Annotated in this window: 20 protein-coding genes and 1 other RNA gene; 16 read left to right on the top strand and 5 right to left on the bottom strand. The window is 31.8% G+C overall.

Annotation, left to right across the window (positions count from 1 at the left end):
- Positions 1 to 470 precede the first annotated feature (470 nt).
- From BM246_RS19235 to BM246_RS19170, 14 genes are all read left to right on the top strand, one after another.
- On the top strand, positions 471 to 947 hold the full coding sequence (locus BM246_RS19235; protein ID WP_042499651.1) for a phosphoethanolamine transferase domain-containing protein: 477 nt from the start codon (positions 471 to 473) through the stop codon (positions 945 to 947).
- A gap of 360 nt (positions 948 to 1,307) precedes the next feature.
- Positions 1,308 to 1,871, top strand: a complete 564-nt coding sequence (locus tag BM246_RS19230) for a Crp/Fnr family transcriptional regulator (RefSeq protein ID WP_074940549.1) — start codon at positions 1,308 to 1,310, stop codon at positions 1,869 to 1,871.
- Positions 1,872 to 2,021: 150 nt separating this feature from the next.
- Positions 2,022 to 2,831: a type 1 glutamine amidotransferase domain-containing protein gene (locus tag BM246_RS19225; RefSeq protein WP_083415863.1), complete on the top strand. Its 810-nt coding sequence runs from the start codon at positions 2,022 to 2,024 to the stop codon at positions 2,829 to 2,831.
- A complete protein-coding gene (locus BM246_RS19220; protein WP_042499655.1) occupies positions 2,832 to 3,224 on the top strand; it encodes an ACT domain-containing protein in 393 nt (130 codons plus the stop codon).
- Between the two features lie 27 nt (positions 3,225 to 3,251).
- A complete protein-coding gene (locus BM246_RS19215) occupies positions 3,252 to 3,578 on the top strand; it encodes a DMT family transporter (protein WP_042504983.1) in 327 nt (108 codons plus the stop codon).
- An 831-nt stretch (positions 3,579 to 4,409) separates the two neighbouring features.
- Positions 4,410 to 5,756, top strand: coding sequence for a TolC family protein (locus BM246_RS19210; protein WP_159140088.1), 1,347 nt, complete (start codon positions 4,410 to 4,412; stop codon positions 5,754 to 5,756).
- 14 nt (positions 5,757 to 5,770) lie between these two features.
- Positions 5,771 to 6,754 (top strand): HlyD family secretion protein, encoded by a 984-nt coding sequence (locus tag BM246_RS19205; protein WP_074940543.1) that lies wholly within the window; start codon positions 5,771 to 5,773, stop codon positions 6,752 to 6,754.
- Entirely contained in the window at positions 6,751 to 7,914 is a 1,164-nt protein-coding gene (locus tag BM246_RS19200; protein WP_175489816.1) for an ABC transporter permease, read from the top strand. Before BM246_RS19205 ends, BM246_RS19200 begins: the two co-directional genes overlap by 4 nt.
- A complete protein-coding gene (locus BM246_RS19195; RefSeq protein WP_074940540.1) occupies positions 7,911 to 9,083 on the top strand; it encodes an ABC transporter permease in 1,173 nt (390 codons plus the stop codon). Before BM246_RS19200 ends, BM246_RS19195 begins: the two co-directional genes overlap by 4 nt.
- Positions 9,084 to 9,204: 121 nt before the next feature.
- Positions 9,205 to 9,387 carry a hypothetical protein gene (locus BM246_RS19190; protein ID WP_074940537.1) on the top strand — a complete coding sequence of 61 codons (183 nt, stop codon included), beginning with the start codon at positions 9,205 to 9,207 and terminating at the stop codon, positions 9,385 to 9,387.
- A 2-nt stretch (positions 9,388 to 9,389) separates the two neighbouring features.
- Positions 9,390 to 9,809: an RDD family protein gene (locus BM246_RS19185; RefSeq protein WP_042499670.1), complete on the top strand. Its 420-nt coding sequence runs from the start codon at positions 9,390 to 9,392 to the stop codon at positions 9,807 to 9,809.
- 108 nt (positions 9,810 to 9,917) lie between these two features.
- Positions 9,918 to 12,344, top strand: a complete 2,427-nt coding sequence (gene pheT / locus BM246_RS19180; protein WP_074940534.1) for a phenylalanine--tRNA ligase subunit beta — start codon at positions 9,918 to 9,920, stop codon at positions 12,342 to 12,344.
- A gap of 97 nt (positions 12,345 to 12,441) precedes the next feature.
- Positions 12,442 to 12,678 (top strand): putative signal transducing protein, encoded by a 237-nt coding sequence (locus BM246_RS19175; RefSeq protein ID WP_042504966.1) that lies wholly within the window; start codon positions 12,442 to 12,444, stop codon positions 12,676 to 12,678.
- A gap of 112 nt (positions 12,679 to 12,790) precedes the next feature.
- Positions 12,791 to 13,072, top strand: a complete 282-nt coding sequence (locus tag BM246_RS19170) for a hypothetical protein (RefSeq protein ID WP_052415382.1) — start codon at positions 12,791 to 12,793, stop codon at positions 13,070 to 13,072.
- Positions 13,073 to 13,336: 264 nt separating this feature from the next.
- Here the strand turns inward: BM246_RS19170 and BM246_RS19165 are convergent, their stop codons facing one another.
- On the bottom strand, positions 13,337 to 14,962 hold the full coding sequence (locus BM246_RS19165; RefSeq protein WP_074940531.1) for an ABC-F family ATP-binding cassette domain-containing protein: 1,626 nt from the start codon (positions 14,960 to 14,962) through the stop codon (positions 13,337 to 13,339).
- Between the two features lie 193 nt (positions 14,963 to 15,155).
- Between BM246_RS19165 and BM246_RS19160 the strand changes: the two genes are divergently transcribed.
- Positions 15,156 to 16,580 (top strand): TlpA family protein disulfide reductase, encoded by a 1,425-nt coding sequence (locus BM246_RS19160; RefSeq protein ID WP_052415381.1) that lies wholly within the window; start codon positions 15,156 to 15,158, stop codon positions 16,578 to 16,580.
- Positions 16,581 to 16,584: 4 nt separating this feature from the next.
- Here BM246_RS19160 and BM246_RS19155 read toward each other — a convergent pair whose 3' ends face one another.
- Both BM246_RS19155 and ffs read right to left on the bottom strand, forming a co-directional pair.
- Complete coding sequence (locus tag BM246_RS19155; RefSeq protein ID WP_074940528.1) at positions 16,585 to 17,388, bottom strand: SDR family oxidoreductase; 804 nt, start codon at positions 17,386 to 17,388, stop codon at positions 16,585 to 16,587.
- A 149-nt stretch (positions 17,389 to 17,537) separates the two neighbouring features.
- Positions 17,538 to 17,636, bottom strand: an RNA gene (gene ffs / locus BM246_RS19150) — signal recognition particle sRNA small type.
- 88 nt (positions 17,637 to 17,724) lie between these two features.
- Between ffs and BM246_RS19145 the strand changes: the two genes are divergently transcribed.
- Positions 17,725 to 18,759 (top strand): glutaminyl-peptide cyclotransferase, encoded by a 1,035-nt coding sequence (locus tag BM246_RS19145; RefSeq protein ID WP_074940524.1) that lies wholly within the window; start codon positions 17,725 to 17,727, stop codon positions 18,757 to 18,759.
- Positions 18,760 to 18,766: 7 nt separating this feature from the next.
- Here the strand turns inward: BM246_RS19145 and BM246_RS19140 are convergent, their stop codons facing one another.
- Both BM246_RS19140 and BM246_RS19135 read right to left on the bottom strand, forming a co-directional pair.
- Positions 18,767 to 19,912 (bottom strand): MFS transporter, encoded by a 1,146-nt coding sequence (locus tag BM246_RS19140; RefSeq protein WP_042504960.1) that lies wholly within the window; start codon positions 19,910 to 19,912, stop codon positions 18,767 to 18,769.
- 71 nt (positions 19,913 to 19,983) lie between these two features.
- Positions 19,984 to 20,958, bottom strand: a complete 975-nt coding sequence (locus BM246_RS19135) for a PorP/SprF family type IX secretion system membrane protein (protein WP_074940557.1) — start codon at positions 20,956 to 20,958, stop codon at positions 19,984 to 19,986.
- Positions 20,959 to 20,984: the final 26 nt, after the last annotated feature.

Below are 20,984 nucleotides of genomic sequence, written 5' to 3'. Positions count from 1 at the left end.
TTATTTTTAAACTGATAATAATTACCATCTGAATCTGTGACATCAAAAACTAAATAACTAATGTCAATACCAAAATATTTAATATCTTTATTCATAACAAATTATTTTTTTGAAAGGACATACTACGCGAGTTTCAACGACTTAAAATCGAGGTCTAAAAGCCTCACAGAACTGTTCGAAATCTGTGTAGAAAAGAGAGGGGATTTACAATGTTGACGAGATCTGTAGTCTCTCCGTATAAATTAACCTTATTCCTCTCTTTTGTGCTTTCTATTTTATATGTTTAAATTAGTCTTTTTTATTTAAATGCTAACTTAAGCCGTATAAAAATAATTGCGGCTTAGTACTTAATCAAAGGTCGTTGCGTGTTTGTTACGTCTGATTTTCCTTCGGAAAATCCTCGCACACAAATCCGCAACTATTTTTAATCATAGATATCACAAACAAGCTTAAAAAACCCCATATACAAAATGAAAATCGAGTTTAAAGAAAATCAGAAATTTACGCAATGGTGGGTTTGGCTTATTTTAATCACAATCGGGATTATACCGATTATAGGAATTTACAAGCAGCTAATTCTCGGAAAACAATTTGGAGATAAACCTATGTCCGATTTAGGTTTAATTATTTTTAGTGTGTCTGTATTTTGCCTTATAGCAATCTTCTGGTTTATGCGACTAAAAACTGAAATTAACGAAAATGAAATCCGAATAAATTTCTTCCCCTTTATCAAGAAGCAAGTGAATTGGACAGAAATAAAAAGCGCTGAAATGGTAAATTATGGCTTTGTTGGAGGTTGGGGAATCCGTCCTTGGACAAAACATGGAACCGTATACAATATGAAAGGAAACAAAGGTTTGGCTATTGAACTTCTAAGTGGAGAAAAGTTTCTAATAGGCACTCAAAAAGAAGTTGAACTGGATAAAATAATTGAAAAGTTAGTTTAATAACCTCTAGTTCTACCCTACTAATAAAAAGAGTTAAGAAGTTTCTATTCGGTTTTATTTACTAAATTGAGTGCTTAAATTTACATATCTAAAAACAATAGAAAGAGTTTTTAAAAAATAATAAAACAGAATTTCTAATTGCTAAACTTTCAGATACAACGAAAACCATAGTATATATTTATTCTTTTTTTAATACTACAAATGGAGAAATGGCTATATATCCACTTCAACATATTCGCAAAAAGAGAAGTTAAAAGTGTTGCAAATGTGGTTTGAAGATACATTAAAGAACTTTAAATAAATAAATACTACATTTAAACAAAACACCTTAATCGTAAATAACTGATTTCGAATAAACACATGGAAATAAATCAAATTATTGATAATATATACCCGTTAACAAAGTCTTCAAAAAGTTTAATAAAAGAGTCGATAGTTGAAGTCAAGTTTCCAAAAGGACATATTTTATTCAAAGCAAATAAAATTGAAACCAGTTTTTATTTCATAAAAAAAGGAATTGCAAGAGCCTATGCTTTTTCAGATGAAAATCAAATTACTTTTTGGTTTGGCCAAGAAGGCGATCCTATTGTTTCTATGCAAAGTTATGTCAATAATCAAAAAGGCTACGAAGATGTAGAATTATTAGAAGATTGTGATCTTTACGAGTTAAAAACAGAAAAACTTCATGAACTCTTTTTAGAAGATATTGAAATTGCAAATTGGGGACGCAAATTTTCAGAATTAGAACTTATCAAATCAGAAAAACGCCTTATTGCCTTACAATTCAATACTGCAACCGAGAGATATTTGGCTCTTCTAGAAAATTACCCCAGTATTATACAGCGTGTACAATTATCTTATATTGCCTCCTATTTAGGTATTACCCAAGTTAGTTTAAGTAGAATTAGAGCGAACATAAAATAAATGTCGTTTTTATCATTTGTTAAATGGTTTCTTTAAAATGTTTTAGACTTTTGCCACATAGTATTATTCTTAATTAGAGGTTATCAAATTATTTTTACCTTTAAAAAAACAGGAATAATCTAAAACCTAATTTTAAAATAAATTTTAGATATGTTAAATACAATAAAAATTAAAACACTTCTTATTCTATCACTTTTCACGCTTCTTCTTATAGGCTGTAATAATAAAAACAACACAGAAAAATCTACTGTAAAAACAGAAACTAAAGCATTAAAAAAAATATTATTTGTAGTTACCAGCCATAGCGAAAAAGGAAATACTGGCGAAAAAACAGGTTATTATTTAGGTGAAGTTTCTCATCCATGGGATGTATTGCATACTGCTGGTTACGAGATTGATTTTGTAAGTCCACAAGGAGGAAAAGCACCGGTAGATGCATTTAACATGAATGATTCTATTAATAAGAAATTTTGGGATAACGACGTTTATCGCAGCAAAATTGAAAACACTAAAAAACCTAGTGAAGTAAATCCGGAAGACTATCTAGCCATCCATTATGCAGGTGGTCACGGAGCGATGTGGGATTTTGCAGACAATACTGAAATTGCCGAAATAGCAAAACAAATCTATGAAAACAATGGCGTAGTAAGCGCTGTTTGTCATGGTCCTGCTGGCATTGTAAACATTAAATTAAGTAACGGACTCTATCTCGTAGACGGCAAAAAAGTTAACGCTTTTACTAATGAAGAAGAGGTGAAAGTTAAACTAGAAAATGTGGTTCCTTTTTTACTAGAAGATCAATTAATTGCACATGGTGCTATTTTCGAAAAATCGACTCCTTTTACGGAACACGTTGTTACAGACCAAAGATTAGTAACAGGGCAAAACCCACAATCTGCACATAGCGTTGGTAAAGCAACCTTAAAAGAGCTACAAAAATTAAACAAAAGCACTAAATAAATGAGCGGAGAAAAAAATTTAGAAATGCTTTTAAAATCAATGAAACCTAAACACAATTTAGGCGAATTTGTATTTTGTAAAACAGAACGTTTGGAGCTTATTAAATTGAGCCAAATTATAATGACTTTTAAAGAAGAAGAAAGCACTACCATTATTACTAAAAAAGAAGTGGCAGACCAATTGGGTTTAGAGTATTCTTTTATAGCATCTTGGATTACACTTACAGTACATTCGTCCCTAGAAGCCGTTGGCTTAACAGCCGCATTTTCTAATGCTTTATCTAAAAATGGAATAAGCTGCAATGTTGTTGCAGCTTATTATCACGATCATATTTTTGTCGATGTAAAAGACACAGAAAAAGCAATGAAAATTTTAAATGAATTTTCAAAATAACACATCAATACTAAAACATAAAAATAAATGAATTGGATACTATTAGTAATTGCTGGGCTTTTTGAAGTTGCCTTCGCTACCTCACTTGGTAAAGCCAAAGAAGCAACAGGAATAGAATCTACATACTGGTACATCGCGTTCATTATTTGTTTAGTAATAAGTATGTCACTTCTTTTAAAAGTAACGCAACACCTCCCAATTGGAACAGCTTATGCCGTTTGGACAGGTATTGGAGCTGTAGGTACAGTTTTAGTTGGTATATTTGTTTTTAATGAACCCGCAACAACTTTGCGTATATTTTTTATTTCAACATTAATTATTTCAATTATCGGTTTGAAAGTAGTTTCGCATTAAACAAATAAAAATAATTAAAACCACTCCCCTAACTTTTAAAATGAGTAGAACATTAAAAATAATAACCTCTATAATTACAATCATTTTAAGTTGGCTACTTACCGGAATTGGCTATACAATCAAAATTGGCCACCCGACAAATACGATATTAATTTTATTGGGAATAGCTTGTTTTATCAGTGGATGTTTATGGCTTATAATCTCAATTAAATCAACTAAAAAATCTTAATTGAAACCATCAGAATTCCTCAAAATAAAGACAAATTATCTCAGCATTGTAATTAATTCAATATTGTTCTTTGGAGTTCTATTATTACTAATTTTTATTGAAACTTTAGTTTTCTTCCTCTTATATGGTTCCGGTGCTAGTTCAAGTAGAATTGCCAAATTATGGTATATGGACTTCATATTAAATTCACTTCCAATAATTCTTTTAGCCCTTTTTTTAGTTTACAAAACCATGAAAAGGTATAAAGAAAAAGAATACGTAAAATTCAAAACGAGTCTTTTTACACTTTTAATTGTCCTTTTTCTTTTCTCTATAAGAGACCAAATTAACCAACTTATTTTCTAAGAAAAATAAAAACGATGTGGTTACATCATATAGAAATAATTCCGTAATTTAGTGCTTAAATAAAGGTAGTAGCGTATTTGCTACGTCTAATTTTCATCAGGAAATTCCTCGCACGCAAAACCGTACTATTCTTGTACGTAACCGTTAATTAACCATAATATAAATTTTTATTTTACTATGATGGTTTTACTAACTTCTTCTATTATTTGTGTTGTATGAAAAAATTAATTTATATAAGTTTCTTCAGCTTCTTTTGCATGAGTTCTTTAATGGCCCAGAATAATTTAAGCGTCATTGAAATCGATTTAATTAACCGAAGTTTAGAAAAAAGTTATGCCTTAAAAAAATCAATTCATGAACTTTCTATCGACAGCATAGAAAGAAAAATTATCCGTCAGAACTTTATTCCAACTCTAGAAGCCGATGCCAAGTATGGCTACGCATCGAGTAGAATAGATATCGACATCCCAACGCTACAGTTACCAATTACTGGTATTGAATTATTTGAAGGCGACTCGAGATTCAATACGCAAGGCCAAATTTTCAATGCAAACTTAACGGCCAAAGCCCTGCTGTTTTCTGGCTTACAAGTAAAATATGGATCTAAAGCCACCGAAGAAAAAATTAAAGCAAAAAACTTTATGCTTCATGCTGAAAAAGCAGATATTATAAAAGATGTTATTGACACTTTTGATACAATTGAATTACTAAAACAATCTGAAATTGTTATCACCAAAAGTGAAGAACGCTTAGCAAAGGAAAAAGAAAGAGTAAAAACAGCCATAAAAAATGGATTAGCCATTCCCTACGATCGAGATAAAATTACGGCAGCCGAATTAAACTTAGCATCCAAAAAAGTAGAACTTCACGGCAATCTCAGTTTATTATATTTAAAACTTTCTATGCTAACAGATGTAAATATTTCAACTTTAGAAAATTACAGCTTCGAATTAACGCCATGGACGTTAAAAAACATAGGACAAAACTTTAGTGATCGTCCAGAATTAAAAGCCTTAAACGCTTCTGTAAAAGCTTACGATTATAAGTTAAAAATGAACAAAAACGCCTATTTACCAAAGGTTCAAGCGGTGGCTTCCCTATCTTACTCTAATTTATTTAATGCCAGTTTAGAAACCCCTTACGCACTTCCTGGTGGTGAAAATATAAATTTAGAATTAGATAAATTCGAATTAGCTCCAGCTTACTTTTTGGGTGTTGGTATGCAATGGGAATTATTTAGCGGCTTAAAACATACCAACGAAACACACATAGCACGTATTGAGAAAAATATAATTGAAGAAGAAAAAAGTGATATTGAAGAAAAACTAGAACTTTTTGCAAAAAAAGTACAGGTAAATTTTGATGTTAAAAACCAACAATTGGTATTAAAAGCGCAAGAAATGCAGGTTGCCAAAAACAGCTTAAATCTAGCAATTAAAAGTTACCGCGAAGGGTTAATATCAATATCAGATCGCTTGCAAACCGAAACAGAATATCAAAATGCCGTGCTTAACTATTACAATTTTGTAGCACAACAACGTATGGTTGCATTAGATTTATTAATCTCAACAGGGAGTTTACAAATTGAAAATTTGAAAAATTAGAAACTTATTCTATTATGAAAAACAAAAAGCAAATTCTTATATTAATCGTTCCGGTGTTAATTATCGTTATCGGCATATTTTTGTTGCTTCTTTTAAAACCTAACGAAAATGAAAATCGTGTTTTTGTTGGTTTATTTGAAACCACCGAAATCCGTGTGGCTTCCGAAGTTCCTGGTCGCATAGAAACCATTTATGTAAAGCTAGGCGACCAAGTTAAAAAAGGACAACTACTCGCCACTATTGAAAGTGATATTCTGGATGCTAAAATTCAGCAAGCTGAAGGCATGTTTGATGCTGCTAAATCGGTAAGCGATAAAGCAAACTCTGGAGCTAGAAGCCAAGAATTATCGGCCGTAGAAGACAAATATAAAATGGCAGAAAGTCAATATAGCTTTGCAGAAAAATCTTTTAAAAGATTAGAAGCCATGGCTAAAGACAGTTTGATATCTCAACAACAAATGGATGAAATCACCTTTAAGCGCGATGCGGCTTTCGACCAAATGAATGCAGCCAAATATATGTTTGAAATGGCAAAAGAAGGTGCTAGAGTTGAAGACAAAAAAGCAGCCAAAGGCCAAATGAATGCTGCCGGAGGAAAAGTAAGTGAAGCGAAAGCTTATTATAAAGAATTAGAAGTTTACGCTCCCGTTTCTGGTGAAATTTCATCAAAATTAGCAGAAGAAAGTGAAGTGATGCCTGCTGGCTACCCCATATTTACTATTCAGAAATTAGAAGAAATATATGCTGTAATTCACGTGAGGGAAGATTTTTTAAAAGATTTTTCTATGGGAACAGAAATCTCAGGAAACTTACCAGCTTTTAATAATGAGTCGCATACATTTAAGGTAACTTATATTGCACCAATGGCCGATTTTGCAGATTGGGTTCCAACTGCCGATAAAGGCCGATTGGATATGAAAACTTTTGAAATTCATTTAACACCTTCAGAAAAAATTAAAGGTCTACGTCCAGGCATGAGTCTTAATATTCAATTTTGAAAACCATACTACAAATAATAATAATACGGGAGTTTATAAGGCTTAAAAAAAGGCCTACCGCTTGGGTGCTTTTATTTGTAATTCCTATTGGCGTTTTCTTTTATCTAGGCGCTATTTATGAAGAAGGCGCTATAAAAAATGTTTCTATTGCCGTTTTAGATTTAGATCACACCGATTTAAGCAGAAAAGTAATTAGCAATGTGGAAGCTTCTCCGAAGTTAAACATAATTCAGTTTTTGAACTCTAACGATAATATAGACGACATTTTCATAAATCATCCTGAAATTAAAGGGTTTTATGTAATTCCGAAGAATTTTCAGAAAAATATTTTAAACGGAAAACAAGAAAAATTATTGGTTTACACCAATTCTTCAAACATTATATACGGCAACCTTATTTACAAAGAAGCCGCCACTTTTATAAATACCATGTCTTCGGGAATTAATTTGCAAACCTTTAAACTTAACGGAATTCCGCACGAGAAAGCCATTAAAATGGTTATGCCTATTAGGGTAATCACTAAACCACTTTACAATGCTTATTATAATTATTTGTATTATTTAGTTCCGGGATTAACCACGGTTTTATTACAAATGATCGTATTTCTTCTGGCTGCCAGATCTATTAATTCTGAATATTCAAATGAAACCTATAACGCATTATTAAACCTCGCGAATGGTAGTGTTTTTAAAATTATTTTAGGAAAATTAATAGCATACACCCTACTCGGGTTGATAGTTGCTATTTTTATTTTCTCTGTAGTACATCCGCTATTAGGCATTCCTTCAAGTGAAAGCACCTTGCCTTTTCTATGGGTAGTTTTAGCTTTTGTTATGGCAAATGCCATGTTGGGTATTATGATTTCTACAATTTTTAAAAACGAAGCGATTGCCATGGATGTATCTTTTGTTTACAATTCACCAGCATTTGTGTTTAGCGGCTTTACATTCCCTATTATGGCCATGCCAGCTTTTAATGCTTGGTATGCCCAACTTATACCCTACACCCATTTTTTAAACGCTTTTATAAAAGGCATGGAGATGAACACACCTTTCTCTTTTTTAATACAACCGACTGTAAATTTGTTGGTTTTCTTTTTGGTAGGCTATGTTATAACCGTGAGCATATTTATGTTTCGTAATAAAAAAGTAGCTGTATGAAAAAATGGTTTTCCATATTTAAAAGTGAATTAGCTCTCATTTTTGACGACAAAAGCATACTACTTACGTGTTTAGTAGCACCGATACTCTATGCTTTTTTTATTGGCTCTATTTACGCTGAAAAAAACGTTACAGAAATCCCTATTGCGGTGGTAGATTTTGATCATTCAAATTTATCTAGAAAGGTTTCTCAATTAGTAAATACTTCTGAAAAAATATCTGTAGAAGGACACTATTCGTCTATAGAAGATGCTATGTTTCATTTTAATAATCTAGAGGTTCAGGGTATTCTTGTTTTACCGAAAAACTTTCAAAGGAAAACCATCAATTTAGATGGTTCACAGGTAGAACTCATTTTAAACAACACTAAATTTTTAACTTCAAACGAAATTAATAAAGCCGTTCAAAGTGTTATTTTAACTGTGGCTGGAGGTGTTAGAATGCAATATTTTGTTTCTAATAACATACCCGTAGAACTTGCTAAACAAAAAGCACAGCCCATACTGCCTGTTTTTAAATCGATTTATAATGCTACTAATAATTATGGCGATTATTTATTGCCTATTTTATTAATTTTAATTATTCAACAAACATTAATAATTGGTTTTGGACAAAGCATTGTGCATGAATTTAAACATGGCCTTTTTAATCATTCAGAAAAATTAAACTTCTTTGAGTTTACTAAAATCCTTTCTGCAAAAAGTTCTTATTACATATTGCTTTACATTATATACTTTTTTGTTTTCTACAAATTAATATTTCCGTTTTTCACGCTTAGTTTTAATGGTTCTATCTTTTTACATCTGTTATTGAGTTTACTGTTTATCTCTGTTCTAATTATATACACAACCTTATTTGCATCATTTTTTAAAACAGCCATTGGTTGGACAGAAATTATGGCGTTTTCTACCTACCCGCTATTCTTAGTTTCCGGATATTCTTGGCCTATTGATTCCATGCCGCAAGGTTTACAACTATTTGCAAACTTATTACCGTCTACACCTTATTTCAATATATTTAATGCTTTAGCTACTGAAGGTGCTAAGCTAGATAACATTACCAATGGTTTTGTTCATTTATTGGTGTTGTTATTAGTTGGTTATTTGTTACTTTACGTGAGGTTTCAATTTATAAAAGAAAAAATGATAGTTAAAACTGTTGAAAATTAATTACTTCCACCACTTAAACTACTGGTAAAAAAATACTTACCTATAGTAACTAACAATAATTTAATACGAGTATTGTAACAAAAATTAAAACCCGAATACTAATTACAAAAATCTCATTAAGATGAAAAATACCACCAAGAGAAAAACATTAATTCTAATGTCTATTGGAATGCTCGTTATTTCTACGTCGCAAATATTTTCTCAATTTATGGAATTAACGGATTTAATGAAAGGATCCTTTATGGGTCTTGGAATAGGACTCTTACTTACCTCAATGGTTTTTGGGATTTTTAAAAAAATTTAAATATGCAAACAAAATACGCTCCAATATCCACTAGAATAAAAGCCGTTATAATCGATAGTATTGCCATCATCGTATTAATGTATGCTGCTGTGGAAGTTTTTAATCTTTTTGAAAGTATTCCAAATTATATAAGAATATCTGTTTTTGTTAGTCTATTTATCCTTTACGAACCTCTTTTAGTTTCCATTTTTGGCGCAACTTTAGGTCATTTTTTCAATGATATTGTAGTAAAACAAGAAGCTAACGAGAATAGAAACATCAACTTCCTCATTGCTATAATTCGTTTTATGACTAAATCACTTTTAGGTTGGGTGTCATTACTAACCGTTAACAGCAATTCAAAAAAGAAAGCCATTCATGATTATGTAGCTCAATCTGTTGTGCTTCCATATAAACCAAATAAAAAAGCATCTACCTCATAAAATTTTTATCTTAAACAATTTCACATTTTCCGTCAACAATTCACAACCCTTTGCTTGAAAGCTAAGCACAAATATTTTATCTTTGCTCGCTTAATACGAAAATGATTTATGAAGATTTCATATAACTGGTTAAAGCAATTTTTAAATACAGATTGGACTCCAGAACAAACTAGCGAATTACTTACCGATTTAGGACTTGAAGTTGAAGGTATAGAAGCCTATCAATCTGTAAAAGGAGGATTAGAAGGTGTTGTAGTTGGCGAGGTTTTAACCTGCGTAAAGCACCCAAATGCCGATAAATTAAATATTACCACCGTAGATATTGGTTTAGATGGCCCTGTACAAATTGTTTGTGGCGCACCAAATGTTGCTGCCGGACAAAAAGTACCTGTAGCAACTATAGGAACCACTTTGTATTCTGAAGAAGGTGAAGCATGGACCATTAAAAAAGGAAAAATTAGAGGCGAAGAAAGTTTCGGGATGATTTGTGCTGAAGATGAACTTGGCTTAGGAAAATCTCACGACGGTATTTTAGTTTTAGATGAAACTTTAAAAGTAGGTACGCCTGCAGCCGATATTTTCGATATTGAAAACGATCAAGTTTTCGAAATTGGATTAACACCAAACCGTGCCGATGCCATGAGCCACTATGGAACTGCTCGTGATTTAAAAGCCGGATTAATTCAAAAAGATGTAAACTTAGAACTCATTACGCCATCAGTTAGTGCTTTTCACGTAGAGAACCGCACGCTTAAAATGGATATTGATGTACAAGATAAAGAATTGGCACCTCGCTATTGCGGTGTTACAATTTCTGGTATAAAAGTACAAGAATCTCCAGCTTGGTTACAACACCGTTTAAAAGCTATTGGTTTAAGTCCAATAAATAATATTGTTGATGCTACTAATTACGTTTTACACGAATTAGGCCAACCACTTCACGCCTTTGATGCCGCTAAAATAGCAGGAAATAAAGTTGAAGTAAAAACCTTACCAGCTGGAACAAAATTCACAACACTTGATGGCGTAGAACGTGAATTACATGAAGATGATTTAATGATTTGTGATGCTGAAAAACCAATGTGTATTGCTGGTGTTTTTGGCGGATTAAATTCAGGAGTTTCAGAACATACTACAAGTATCTTTTTAGAAAGTGCTTATTTTAACCCAGTAAGTGTTCGTAAAACAGCAAAAAGACATGCATTAAACACCGATGCTTCTTTTAGATTCGAACGTGGAATAGACCCTAATATTACAGGTTACGCCTTAAAACGCGCGGCTTTATTAATTCAAGAATTAGCTGGCGGAGAAATTACCAGCGATATTATTGATTTCTACCCAAAGAAAATTCAAGATTTTGAGGTGCGTTTAAGCTTTGAAAATGCCGAAAAATTAATTGGAGAAGAAATTCCGAAGGAAACTATAAAACGCATTCTTACGTCTTTAGATATTAAAGTTAATAATGTTACCGAAACTGGATTAGGTTTAACCGTACCAGCATACCGAAATGATGTGCAACGTGAAGCTGATATTATAGAAGAAATTTTACGTGTTTACGGATATAACAATGTAAAAACAACTGAAAAACTTAACGCTTCTATTTCTGCAACATCTCGTTTTGAGGATTATAAAATTCAAAATGTAGTAGGGAATCAATTAGCATCACAAGGGTTTTTCGAAATACTTTCTAACTCGCTAACCACGCCTAATTATGCTGCTTTAAGCGAGCAATTAAAAGAAGAGCACAACATTACCATGTTAAACCCATTGAGTAATGATTTATCTGTAATGAGACAATCTTTATTGTTTTCAGGTTTAGAAGCTATTTCTTTTAACATTAATAGAAAACGTGGAGATTTAAAACTTTTTGAATTTGGTAAAACATATCATGGTTTTCAAGATAAACGTGAAGAATTTAAGCATCTAGCTGTATTCTCAACAGGAAACCAATCTCAAGACAATTGGATTTCACCTAACCAGAAAAGCGATTTCTTTTTTATGAAAGGAAGCATTGTTTCTATTTTAGAACGTTTAGGTATTTCTAGGTTTAATGAAGCACCAACTAAAAACGATTTAATAAGTGAAGGTATAAGCCTAGGTTTAGGAAAAACCACTTTAGTAGATTTCGGGTTAGTTAAAAAACAAGTTTTAAAACATTTTGACATTAACCAAGATGTTATTTTTGCCGATTTTAACTGGGATGCTATTTTAGACGTAGTTAAGCGCAATAAAATTACTTTTAAAGCCATTACTAAGTATCCTGAAGTAAAGCGTGATTTCGCCTTATTATTGGATGATAACGTAACTTTTGAGTCTATTTATAAATTAGCGAAACAAAGCGAAAAACAATTACTAAAATCTGTAAATCTTTTTGACGTTTACCAAGGAAAAAATCTTCCTAAAGGAAAAAAGAGTTATGCGGTGAGTTTTACACTTCAAGATGAAAATAAAACGCTAACCGATAAGCAAATTGATAAAATAATGAACAAACTGCAATCGAGTTTTGAAAGACAACTTGGTGCAGAATTAAGATAGTTAAACACCTGTTAAATATTAAAAGTCGGCCATGGCCGGCTTTTTTTGTGTTTAAAAATGTTGTATATTTAGTTAGAACATTAAACTAAATAATATTATGACAGATTCAAACTATATAAAAGTATTCAGTGGAGATTTTATTGTTGTAAAACGAATTATTTCCGATTTAGAAAACGAAAACATTACTGCTGTAATTAAAGACGAGACCGAATCTGCTAGATTAGCTGGTTTCGGGGCATCGGTATATGGACATCAAGATATTTACGTGCACAAAGACGAACTAGCAAAAGCGACGTCTATTATTGAAAATACAAACTTAGAAATAGAACCTTAACATAACTGTTGGCGCACACAAATAAGCTTAACTGATTTTTAACGCTTTACAACTTTCATTACATTCTATTATTTACTATATTGTAGGAATAAACTTTTAAAAACAAACTAAAATGAAAAACTACATTAAAGTATTTACAGGAAATCTCAATGATGTACAGCGGGTTTACAATGATTTAGCAGAACTAAACATTTGCGCTGTAATTAGAGCCAAATCTAAGTTTGAACGTATTAATTATCCAGGAGATCTAAACCAAACCATACAGGATATTTTAGTACACCAAGACGAAATTGATCGTGCAACGGAAGTTATTGATAATTTAATGGGTAAAAATGCTTCTGCAATAGCCAGAGGTACCAATACTAAACCAAATCGTAATAAACATTATGCTTAATGCCTAATTAATTATTTTGGTTTTTCATTTTTAGAATTTTTATCTCAACTAAACACAAAAAATTTGGTTTTAAGTACAACAGATTAAAACCACAATGACTTACCACGACCCCAAAGGACTTTTATTTTTAAAGGTCCTTTTTTTTTATGCCTATAAATGAAAAACAGAAGTAGGCAGCGCTTCATTTTTAAGTAAAAAAAAAGTTTATTGAAACTAGGTTTCAATAAACTTTAATCACAATTTACATAAAGGTAGCTTAAATATTTAAGCTTTTACCGTGTACATTTTATCACGTAATTCCTTAATTTTCTTGTCTTGCATATATTCATCAAAAGTAGTGTAACGATCTATAACACCATTTGGAGTTAACTCCACTACTCTGTTAGCAACGGTTTGCGCAAACTCGTGATCGTGTGTTGTAAACAACATAGATCCTTTAAAGTTTTTAAGTGAATTATTAAACGCTGTAATACTTTCTAAATCTAAGTGGTTTGTAGGCTCGTCTAGCATTAACACGTTAGCCCGTACCATCATCATTCTACTAAGCATACAACGCACTTTTTCTCCTCCAGATAATACGTTTGATTTTTTAAGCGCTTCTTCTCCACTAAAAATCATTTTACCTAGAAAACCACGAATATGTACTTCTTCACGTTCTTCTTCTGTAGTTGCCCATTGGCGTAACCAATCTACTAATGATAAATCGTTTTCAAAAAACTCACTATTATCTAACGGTAAATAAGATTGCGTGGTTGTTACACCCCAAGCAAATTCACCAGCATCAGCTTTTTCATTGTTATTTATAATTTGATAAAATGCTGTTGTTGCTCTAGAATCTCTAGAGAACACAACTACTTTATCGCCTTTAGCTAAGTTTAAGTCAATATCTTTAAAAAGCAATTCTCCTTCTAACGATGCTGTTAAGCCTTCAATATTTAAAATTTGATCTCCAGCTTCTCTTTCGCGCTCAAAAATAATAGCTGGATAACGACGACTTGTACGTCTAATATCTCCAATATTTAATTTTTCAATCATTTTCTTTCTACTGGTTGCTTGTTTACTTTTTGCAACGTTGGCAGAAAAACGACGTATAAACTCTTCTAATTCTTTTTTCTTCTCTTCAGCCTTTTTGTTTTGTTGTGCATGTTGGCGTGCTGCTAATTGAGACGACTCATACCAAAATGTATAGTTACCTGAGTAATGATTTATTTTTCCGAAGTCAATATCAGAAATATGTGTACAAACTGCATCTAAAAAGTGTCTATCATGCGATACTACAATCACACAATTATCATAATTAGCTAAAAAGTTTTCTAACCAAGAAATAGTTTCGTAATCCAAATCATTGGTAGGCTCATCCATAATAAGCACATCTGGATTTCCAAATAAAGCTTGTGCTAGTAATACACGTACTTTTTGTTTACCATCCAAATCGGCCATTAAAGTATAATGAAATTCTTCTTTAATCCCTAAATTAGAAAGCATAGAGGCAGCATTGCTATCTGCATTCCAACCATCCATTTCTTCAAACTGCACCTGAAGTTCGCCAATTTTCTCAGCATTTTCATCTGTATAATCGGCATATAGTGCATCAATTTGAGTTTTAATGTCGAATAAAGGTTTATTCCCCATTAAAATAGTTTCTAACACTGTGCTCTCATCATATAAGTTGTGGTTTTGTTCTAAAACCGACATACGCTTACCTGCCTCTAAAGAAACATGCCCAGAGGTTGGTTCCATTTTACCCGAAATGATCTTTAAAAAAGTAGATTTTCCCGATCCGTTTGCACCAATAATACCATAGCAATTGCCATTATTGAATGTAGTGCTCACTTCATCAAATAGAATACGTTTTCCGAATTGAACAGAAAGATTTGAAACTGATAACATAGAGTTGTTTATTTTTTTGCAAAAGTAGAAAAATTCATTGGTAAGAAGAAACTTCGAAGCCCTATTTTTTAACTCAACATCTTGTTTAATCTATTATAAGTCTAAATAACTTTTAACAACGCATTAACAGCAGATTATAAAAACAAGACATACTTTTGTTGTACAAACACTTTACCTAATTAAGGATTTTTACATGAGAGTATTATTTTCAATATTATCAATTGTACTTCTAATATCAAGCTGCAAAAATAGCGCTCACAACGAGAGCGATGATTTTGCCTATATTGGAGGTGAAATTATAAATCCTACTGAAAACACCATTATTCTAGAGAGTAAAAACAAAACTATTGACACTATTAAGCTCGATGGACGAAATCGTTTCTTTTACAAAATAGATAACTTCTACCCAGGTATTTACACGTTTAGACACGGTAGCGAATATCAAATGATTATGTTAGAACCTAATGATAGTTTACTATTTAGGTTAAATACTTTTGATTTTGATGAATCGCTAGTTTATACAGGTCGTGGCGCAAAGCAAAACAATTTTTTACTTAACGAGTTTTTAGAAAACAAAAAAACAGAACAAGCCGTTCGTAGATTTAGATCACTAAATCCTCAAGCTTTTACTTCTAAACTAGATTCTATAAAACAATCTCAAATTGCACAATTCAAAAAGTTCAAAAAGAAGAACGATGTTAGTGATGCTTTCGAGAATTTAATTTTACAACACATTAATTACTCATATTACGCGAGTAAAGAAACTTACCCATTTAGAAGTAATAGAAATCAAATAGAAGAAATTTTTAAAACACTACCTAAAGATTTTTATGCTTATAGAAATAATATAGATTATAATAATGCTAAACTAAAAGACTTTATTGCTTATAAATGGTTTTTAAAATCGAATGTTAGCAACCTTGCGCTCAACGAGCATATGGACCATTGCAACAAAGACGACTTTAAAAAAGGTCGCTCGCTTTGTTTTAACCTAGATAGACTAAAACAAATAGACAGTTTAATTTCCGATAAAGGTTTAAAAGAAGAATTGCTATACCATTACACGGTTAAATTTTTATCTTTAAGTGATGATACTGACGAAACCAATACCATTCTTAAAAATTATTTAGCTAAAACTGAAAATGTTAAAGGCAAAAAAATGATTATCAATTTTGCCGAAGCTGTTAGCAAGTTAAATGCTGGAAACAGTTTACCTAATCTGGATATTGTAGATTATAAAAACAACTCTAAAGATTTAAGCGATTTGGTTAATGGCACAACGGTAATTACGTTTTGGTCTAATACGTATTACGATCATTTTAAAAGCAGCCATCACAAGTTAAACCGATTAAAATCAAAATATCCAGAAGTAACATTTGTAAGTATCAATATTGACAGCTATAATGTAAACAAGGCAAAACGCGCATTACAATCTAATGGCTTTGTTAGCGGTAATGAATACTTCTTTAAATCGCCAAAACTAGCTACAGAAGCTTTAGCTATTCACCCTATGACAAAAACCTTCATTATCAATAAAAATAAGAAGATTGTTAATGGGAATACTAATATTTTTTATGGTAAGTTTGAAGAGCAACTTGTTGGGTTACTTAACAAATAAGTTTCTATAATTTATAGTGATTCATTAACATTTTTTCATAAACCTTATCCGGAAGAATACGCTTCAATACAATAGAAAATTTCTGCATAAACGCCCCCACTTTGTAATGTATTTTAGGGTTTTTAGTATTGATAATATTAAAAACTGCCTGAGCCATTTCCCCTGGGTCACTTCCACCTTCAACATGAGAGTCCATTAAGCTTAATGTATCGCCATAAGGCTTTTTGTAAGGTGAATTTTCTAATAATGGCGCATGATATCTACCCGCAGCAATATTAGTTGCAAAATCACCAGGAGCAACATTAGTCATTTTAATATTAAAATCCTTTAACTCCATCCTGAAAGCTTCAGTAATTAATTCTAAAGCACCTTTACTCGCACTATAAACGCCACGATAAGGTAAACCCATATAGCCCGCTATAGAGGTTACATTTATAATTAAGCCTGCATTTTGCTTTCTCATCTGTGGTAAAACCGCTTTTATCACATTTATAGGTCCGAAGAAATTAGTGTCAAAATTATTTTTAATTTCTGCATCCGGAATTTCTTCAATAGGTCCTGTAATTCCAGCACCCGCATTATTAACCACAACATCTAGTCTGCCCTCTTTCTCAATAATTGTAGAAACGGTTTCTAAAATAGTTTGGTTGTCTTTTACATCTAAAGCCAAAATAGGGAATTTACTTTCCTTATATTTTTCTGGATTTCTGCTGGTTCCATAAACAATAAATCCTCTTGTTTTTAAAAACTCACCAATAGATTTACCTATTCCCGAAGAACCTCCTGTAATTAATACAACTTTAGACATAATTTTTAGAATGATATTATGAGTACAAAATTAACAATGAATTTTAATATACCGCTTAATTTACAAGATAGTTTTAAAATGAAGAAACGCTTTAAAACTAAAAAATCTCGATAAGCATAAGCTTTCAAGATTTCAGTTTATTGTATAAAAAAAGGCAAGCTACCTACATCACACTGCTACAACCATTTACCTTTGCTGCGTTCCCGCCCTGGAGGATTCAACAGGAGCTAGTTGTGTAGGACTTGCCGGGTGCAAATATACAACCTTTTAAAAAATTCACAATATTTTTTTACTCTGATTTTAAATAAATATCTTGCTTAAAATTTAAAGCTCAAAATGAAAACATTCAAACACTTAACAATCATATTTTTAAGCACAATTATTATTGCTTGCGGATCTAATAACGGACTCAAAAAAAATGATTTCAGCGTCATAACAAACGCCAAAAAAGGCAATATTTCAGTAAATGAGACTCTAAAACTAAGTTTAGAAAACAAAAAAAGTCATAAAATCGATTCCGTTTCTTATACATTAGATGGCAAACAAATTGATAACAATTTCGATTTAAGCAATTTTAAACTAGGAAAGCAAACTGTAGAAGCTACTGTTTACTTTAATGGTGAAAAGCAAACGATTACGACATCGGTTACTATTTTGAATAATGAATCTCCAAAAATATTTACTTATAATATTTTAAATGAATATCCACATGATATTACATCTTACACGCAAGGTTTAGAATTTTACAAGGATACACTTTACGAAAGTACAGGTCAACACAAAGAATCTAAACTTAGAAAAGTAGATTACAAAACAGGAAAAGTATTTAAAAACATCAATTTAGCCGATGAGTTTTTTGGTGAAGGTTTAACCGTACTAAACGATAAAGTTTACCAATTAACATGGCAAAAAGGAACAGGTTTTGTTTACGATGCCAATACCTTTGAGAAATTAAACAGCTTTAAATACGCTAACAGTAAAGAAGGTTGGGGATTAACACACAACGACAAATCGATTTATAAAAGTGATGGTACCGAAAAAATATGGTTATTAAACCCTGAAACTTTAGTTGAAGAAGAATATATACAAGTATTTACCAATAAAGGTAAAATTATTGGCATCAACGAAATGGAATGGATTGATGGTAAAATTTTCGCAAACCGTTATCAAAAAGATGGTGTAGCTATTATTAACCCAAAAAACGGTGCTGTAATAGGTGTAATAGACTTTTCTCCATTAAAGAAGCTTGTAACCCAACACGATGGTTTAGATGTTTTAAATGGCATTGCTTACAACCCTAAAACTAAAACCATATTTGTAACAGGTAAACGTTGGGATAAATTATTCGAAATAGAAATTGTAGAGAAATAATAACTTATTACGATTCTACTTTTTCTTCAAATCGAAATAGTGCAAAAGCTACTGGAATAAACAGTAAACCAACCACTATAAAGAGCCCAAAAGCATTTTTTAAGCCAAAAGCATGCGCTAAATAACCAATTAATGGCGGCCCGATAAGCATTCCTGCAATGGCGTAGGTTGTTATTATTGAAATTGCCATGCCTGGTGAATATTTTTTAGAACTTCCCGCTAAAGACATGGTAAGCGGAAAAAATGCAGCCGTACCAAAACCAACTAAAAAGAAACCAAATAAAGCGGTCCAGAACTTAGGTAATAACACCGCCATAGAAATACCTATAACAATTAAAGTACTGCTTAAAAGATAGGTTTTTAAAACACCTATTCGGGTTACCAACCTATCTGAAAAGAAACGAGATAATGCCATGGTTGTCATAAACATTAAATAACCATAAGTAAAAACATCTTCCTTTAGAACTTCTTTAAAGTAAACACCACTCCAGTCGAACATGCCACCTTCGCAAATGGCTGCAAAGAAGACAATAATACCCAAACACATAATATATGGATCAGGTTTACTCATTATCAATTTATTCCCTGAAGGTGCTTTATCATTTTTTAAAGTGAATTTGTAAGTTGCTAGAGCCACAGTTATTGTAAAAATGGCTATGCTCAATAAGTGAGTTCCAATAGGCACTTCAAACTTCACCATTAAAGTCGAAAATAAAACCCCAAACAGACCTCCTGTGCTCCAAAGCCCGTGAAAAGCTCCTACTACCCGCTTTTCAAATTTCTTCTGTAAAGTGATGGATTGTGTGTTTATAGAAATATTCAAAATCCGTAAGCAAAATGCAAAGCTAGAAATAGCCAAAACCAAACCTATTGTTGTGGTTGCAAACCCTATCATTGCCAATGATATTGAAAAAAATACAAAGGCAAATATTAACGGAACACGGCTATCAAATTTAGAAACTAACCAACCTGATATAGGTAAACCAATTAAAGAACTTATTGGCATAGCGATAAGTATGGTTCCAAGTTCGGCTTCGTTTAAATTAAAAAACGTTTTTATGGTAGGAATTCGTGATGCCCAAGAAGCAAAACAAATTCCTGATAAAAAAAAGTAAACACTTAAAGCTATACGCTGTTTAGCTCGTAATTCCATTCTAAAAATATTACATTTTTGAAGCTACAAAAGTAGTGTAACATTTTATGATTTAAACAACGTCTAATGCATTACTTATGCACAGCACTTTGCGTACAAGGGCAATTGCTTATACCTTGTAGAAAATCTAAACCAATAGTAATTACATGCGTTCCTGAGTTATAAGACGACAACCCATTCATGGTTACTTGGTACGAATACCCAAAATAAAATATATTCTTTTTAAAACCAGCCATTGGTCCAATATTCAAAGGTTTCATTAATTGATCGTTAAGAAAACGGTATGAAATACCGGCCCAATAATAGTCTTCATTTCTACTAAACTTACGCATTTTGAAGTTGATATCAGTTGCAGAACGTTTATCACTTGCAAACATTTGATAAAAAATTGAAGGCTCGAATTCGATGCCACTTTTCTTTGGTCCTTCAAAAGTATATCCTGAATATATTTGATAGTTTAAAAGTAAATTTGGTTCTAACGCTCTAAAATCTTCAATTTGTTTAGCAAGTACATTGTTTGCATTGAAACTTAAAAAGAAACCATGATTACGATATAAAGCACCAACATCGAAGTTTTGATTTGATGTTTTTCTATCGTCAGTAACAAACGGATCTATTACCGGGTTTTCAATAGTAGTGTTAAACTTATCGACATCAATTCTGAAATTATTAATATTGAAAGAAATACCAAAAGATAAGTATTGCTTAGAATAATAATCTAAAATAAGATGGTGAGCAAACGAGAATTTAGCTCCCGTTTGGATGGTATACCCATTTCTATCATTGTACAAAGACACACCAACACCAGAACGATCGGCAATTCTAAAATCTGCATAAAGCGATTGATTATCGGGTGCATCTTTAATACCAACCCATTGCGTTAAACCATTAGCTCTTAGTCTTAAGTTATCGCCAATTCCTGCATAGGTTGGCGATATTACAAAATCGTTTTCAGCTAAATGTTGCGTAAAAACTGGTAAGTTAAGTTCCTGACTATAAGCGTTTGCAATAACTGTAAGGAATAGATATATAAATATTTTTTTCATTTGAATTTCTTTTGAGCTAAACATTA

The organism is Algibacter lectus, assembly GCF_900112395.1.
In the GTDB taxonomy this organism is placed as follows: Bacteria; Bacteroidota; Bacteroidia; order Flavobacteriales; family Flavobacteriaceae; genus Algibacter; species Algibacter lectus.
This window is presented reverse-complemented; position numbering and strand designations above follow the sequence as displayed.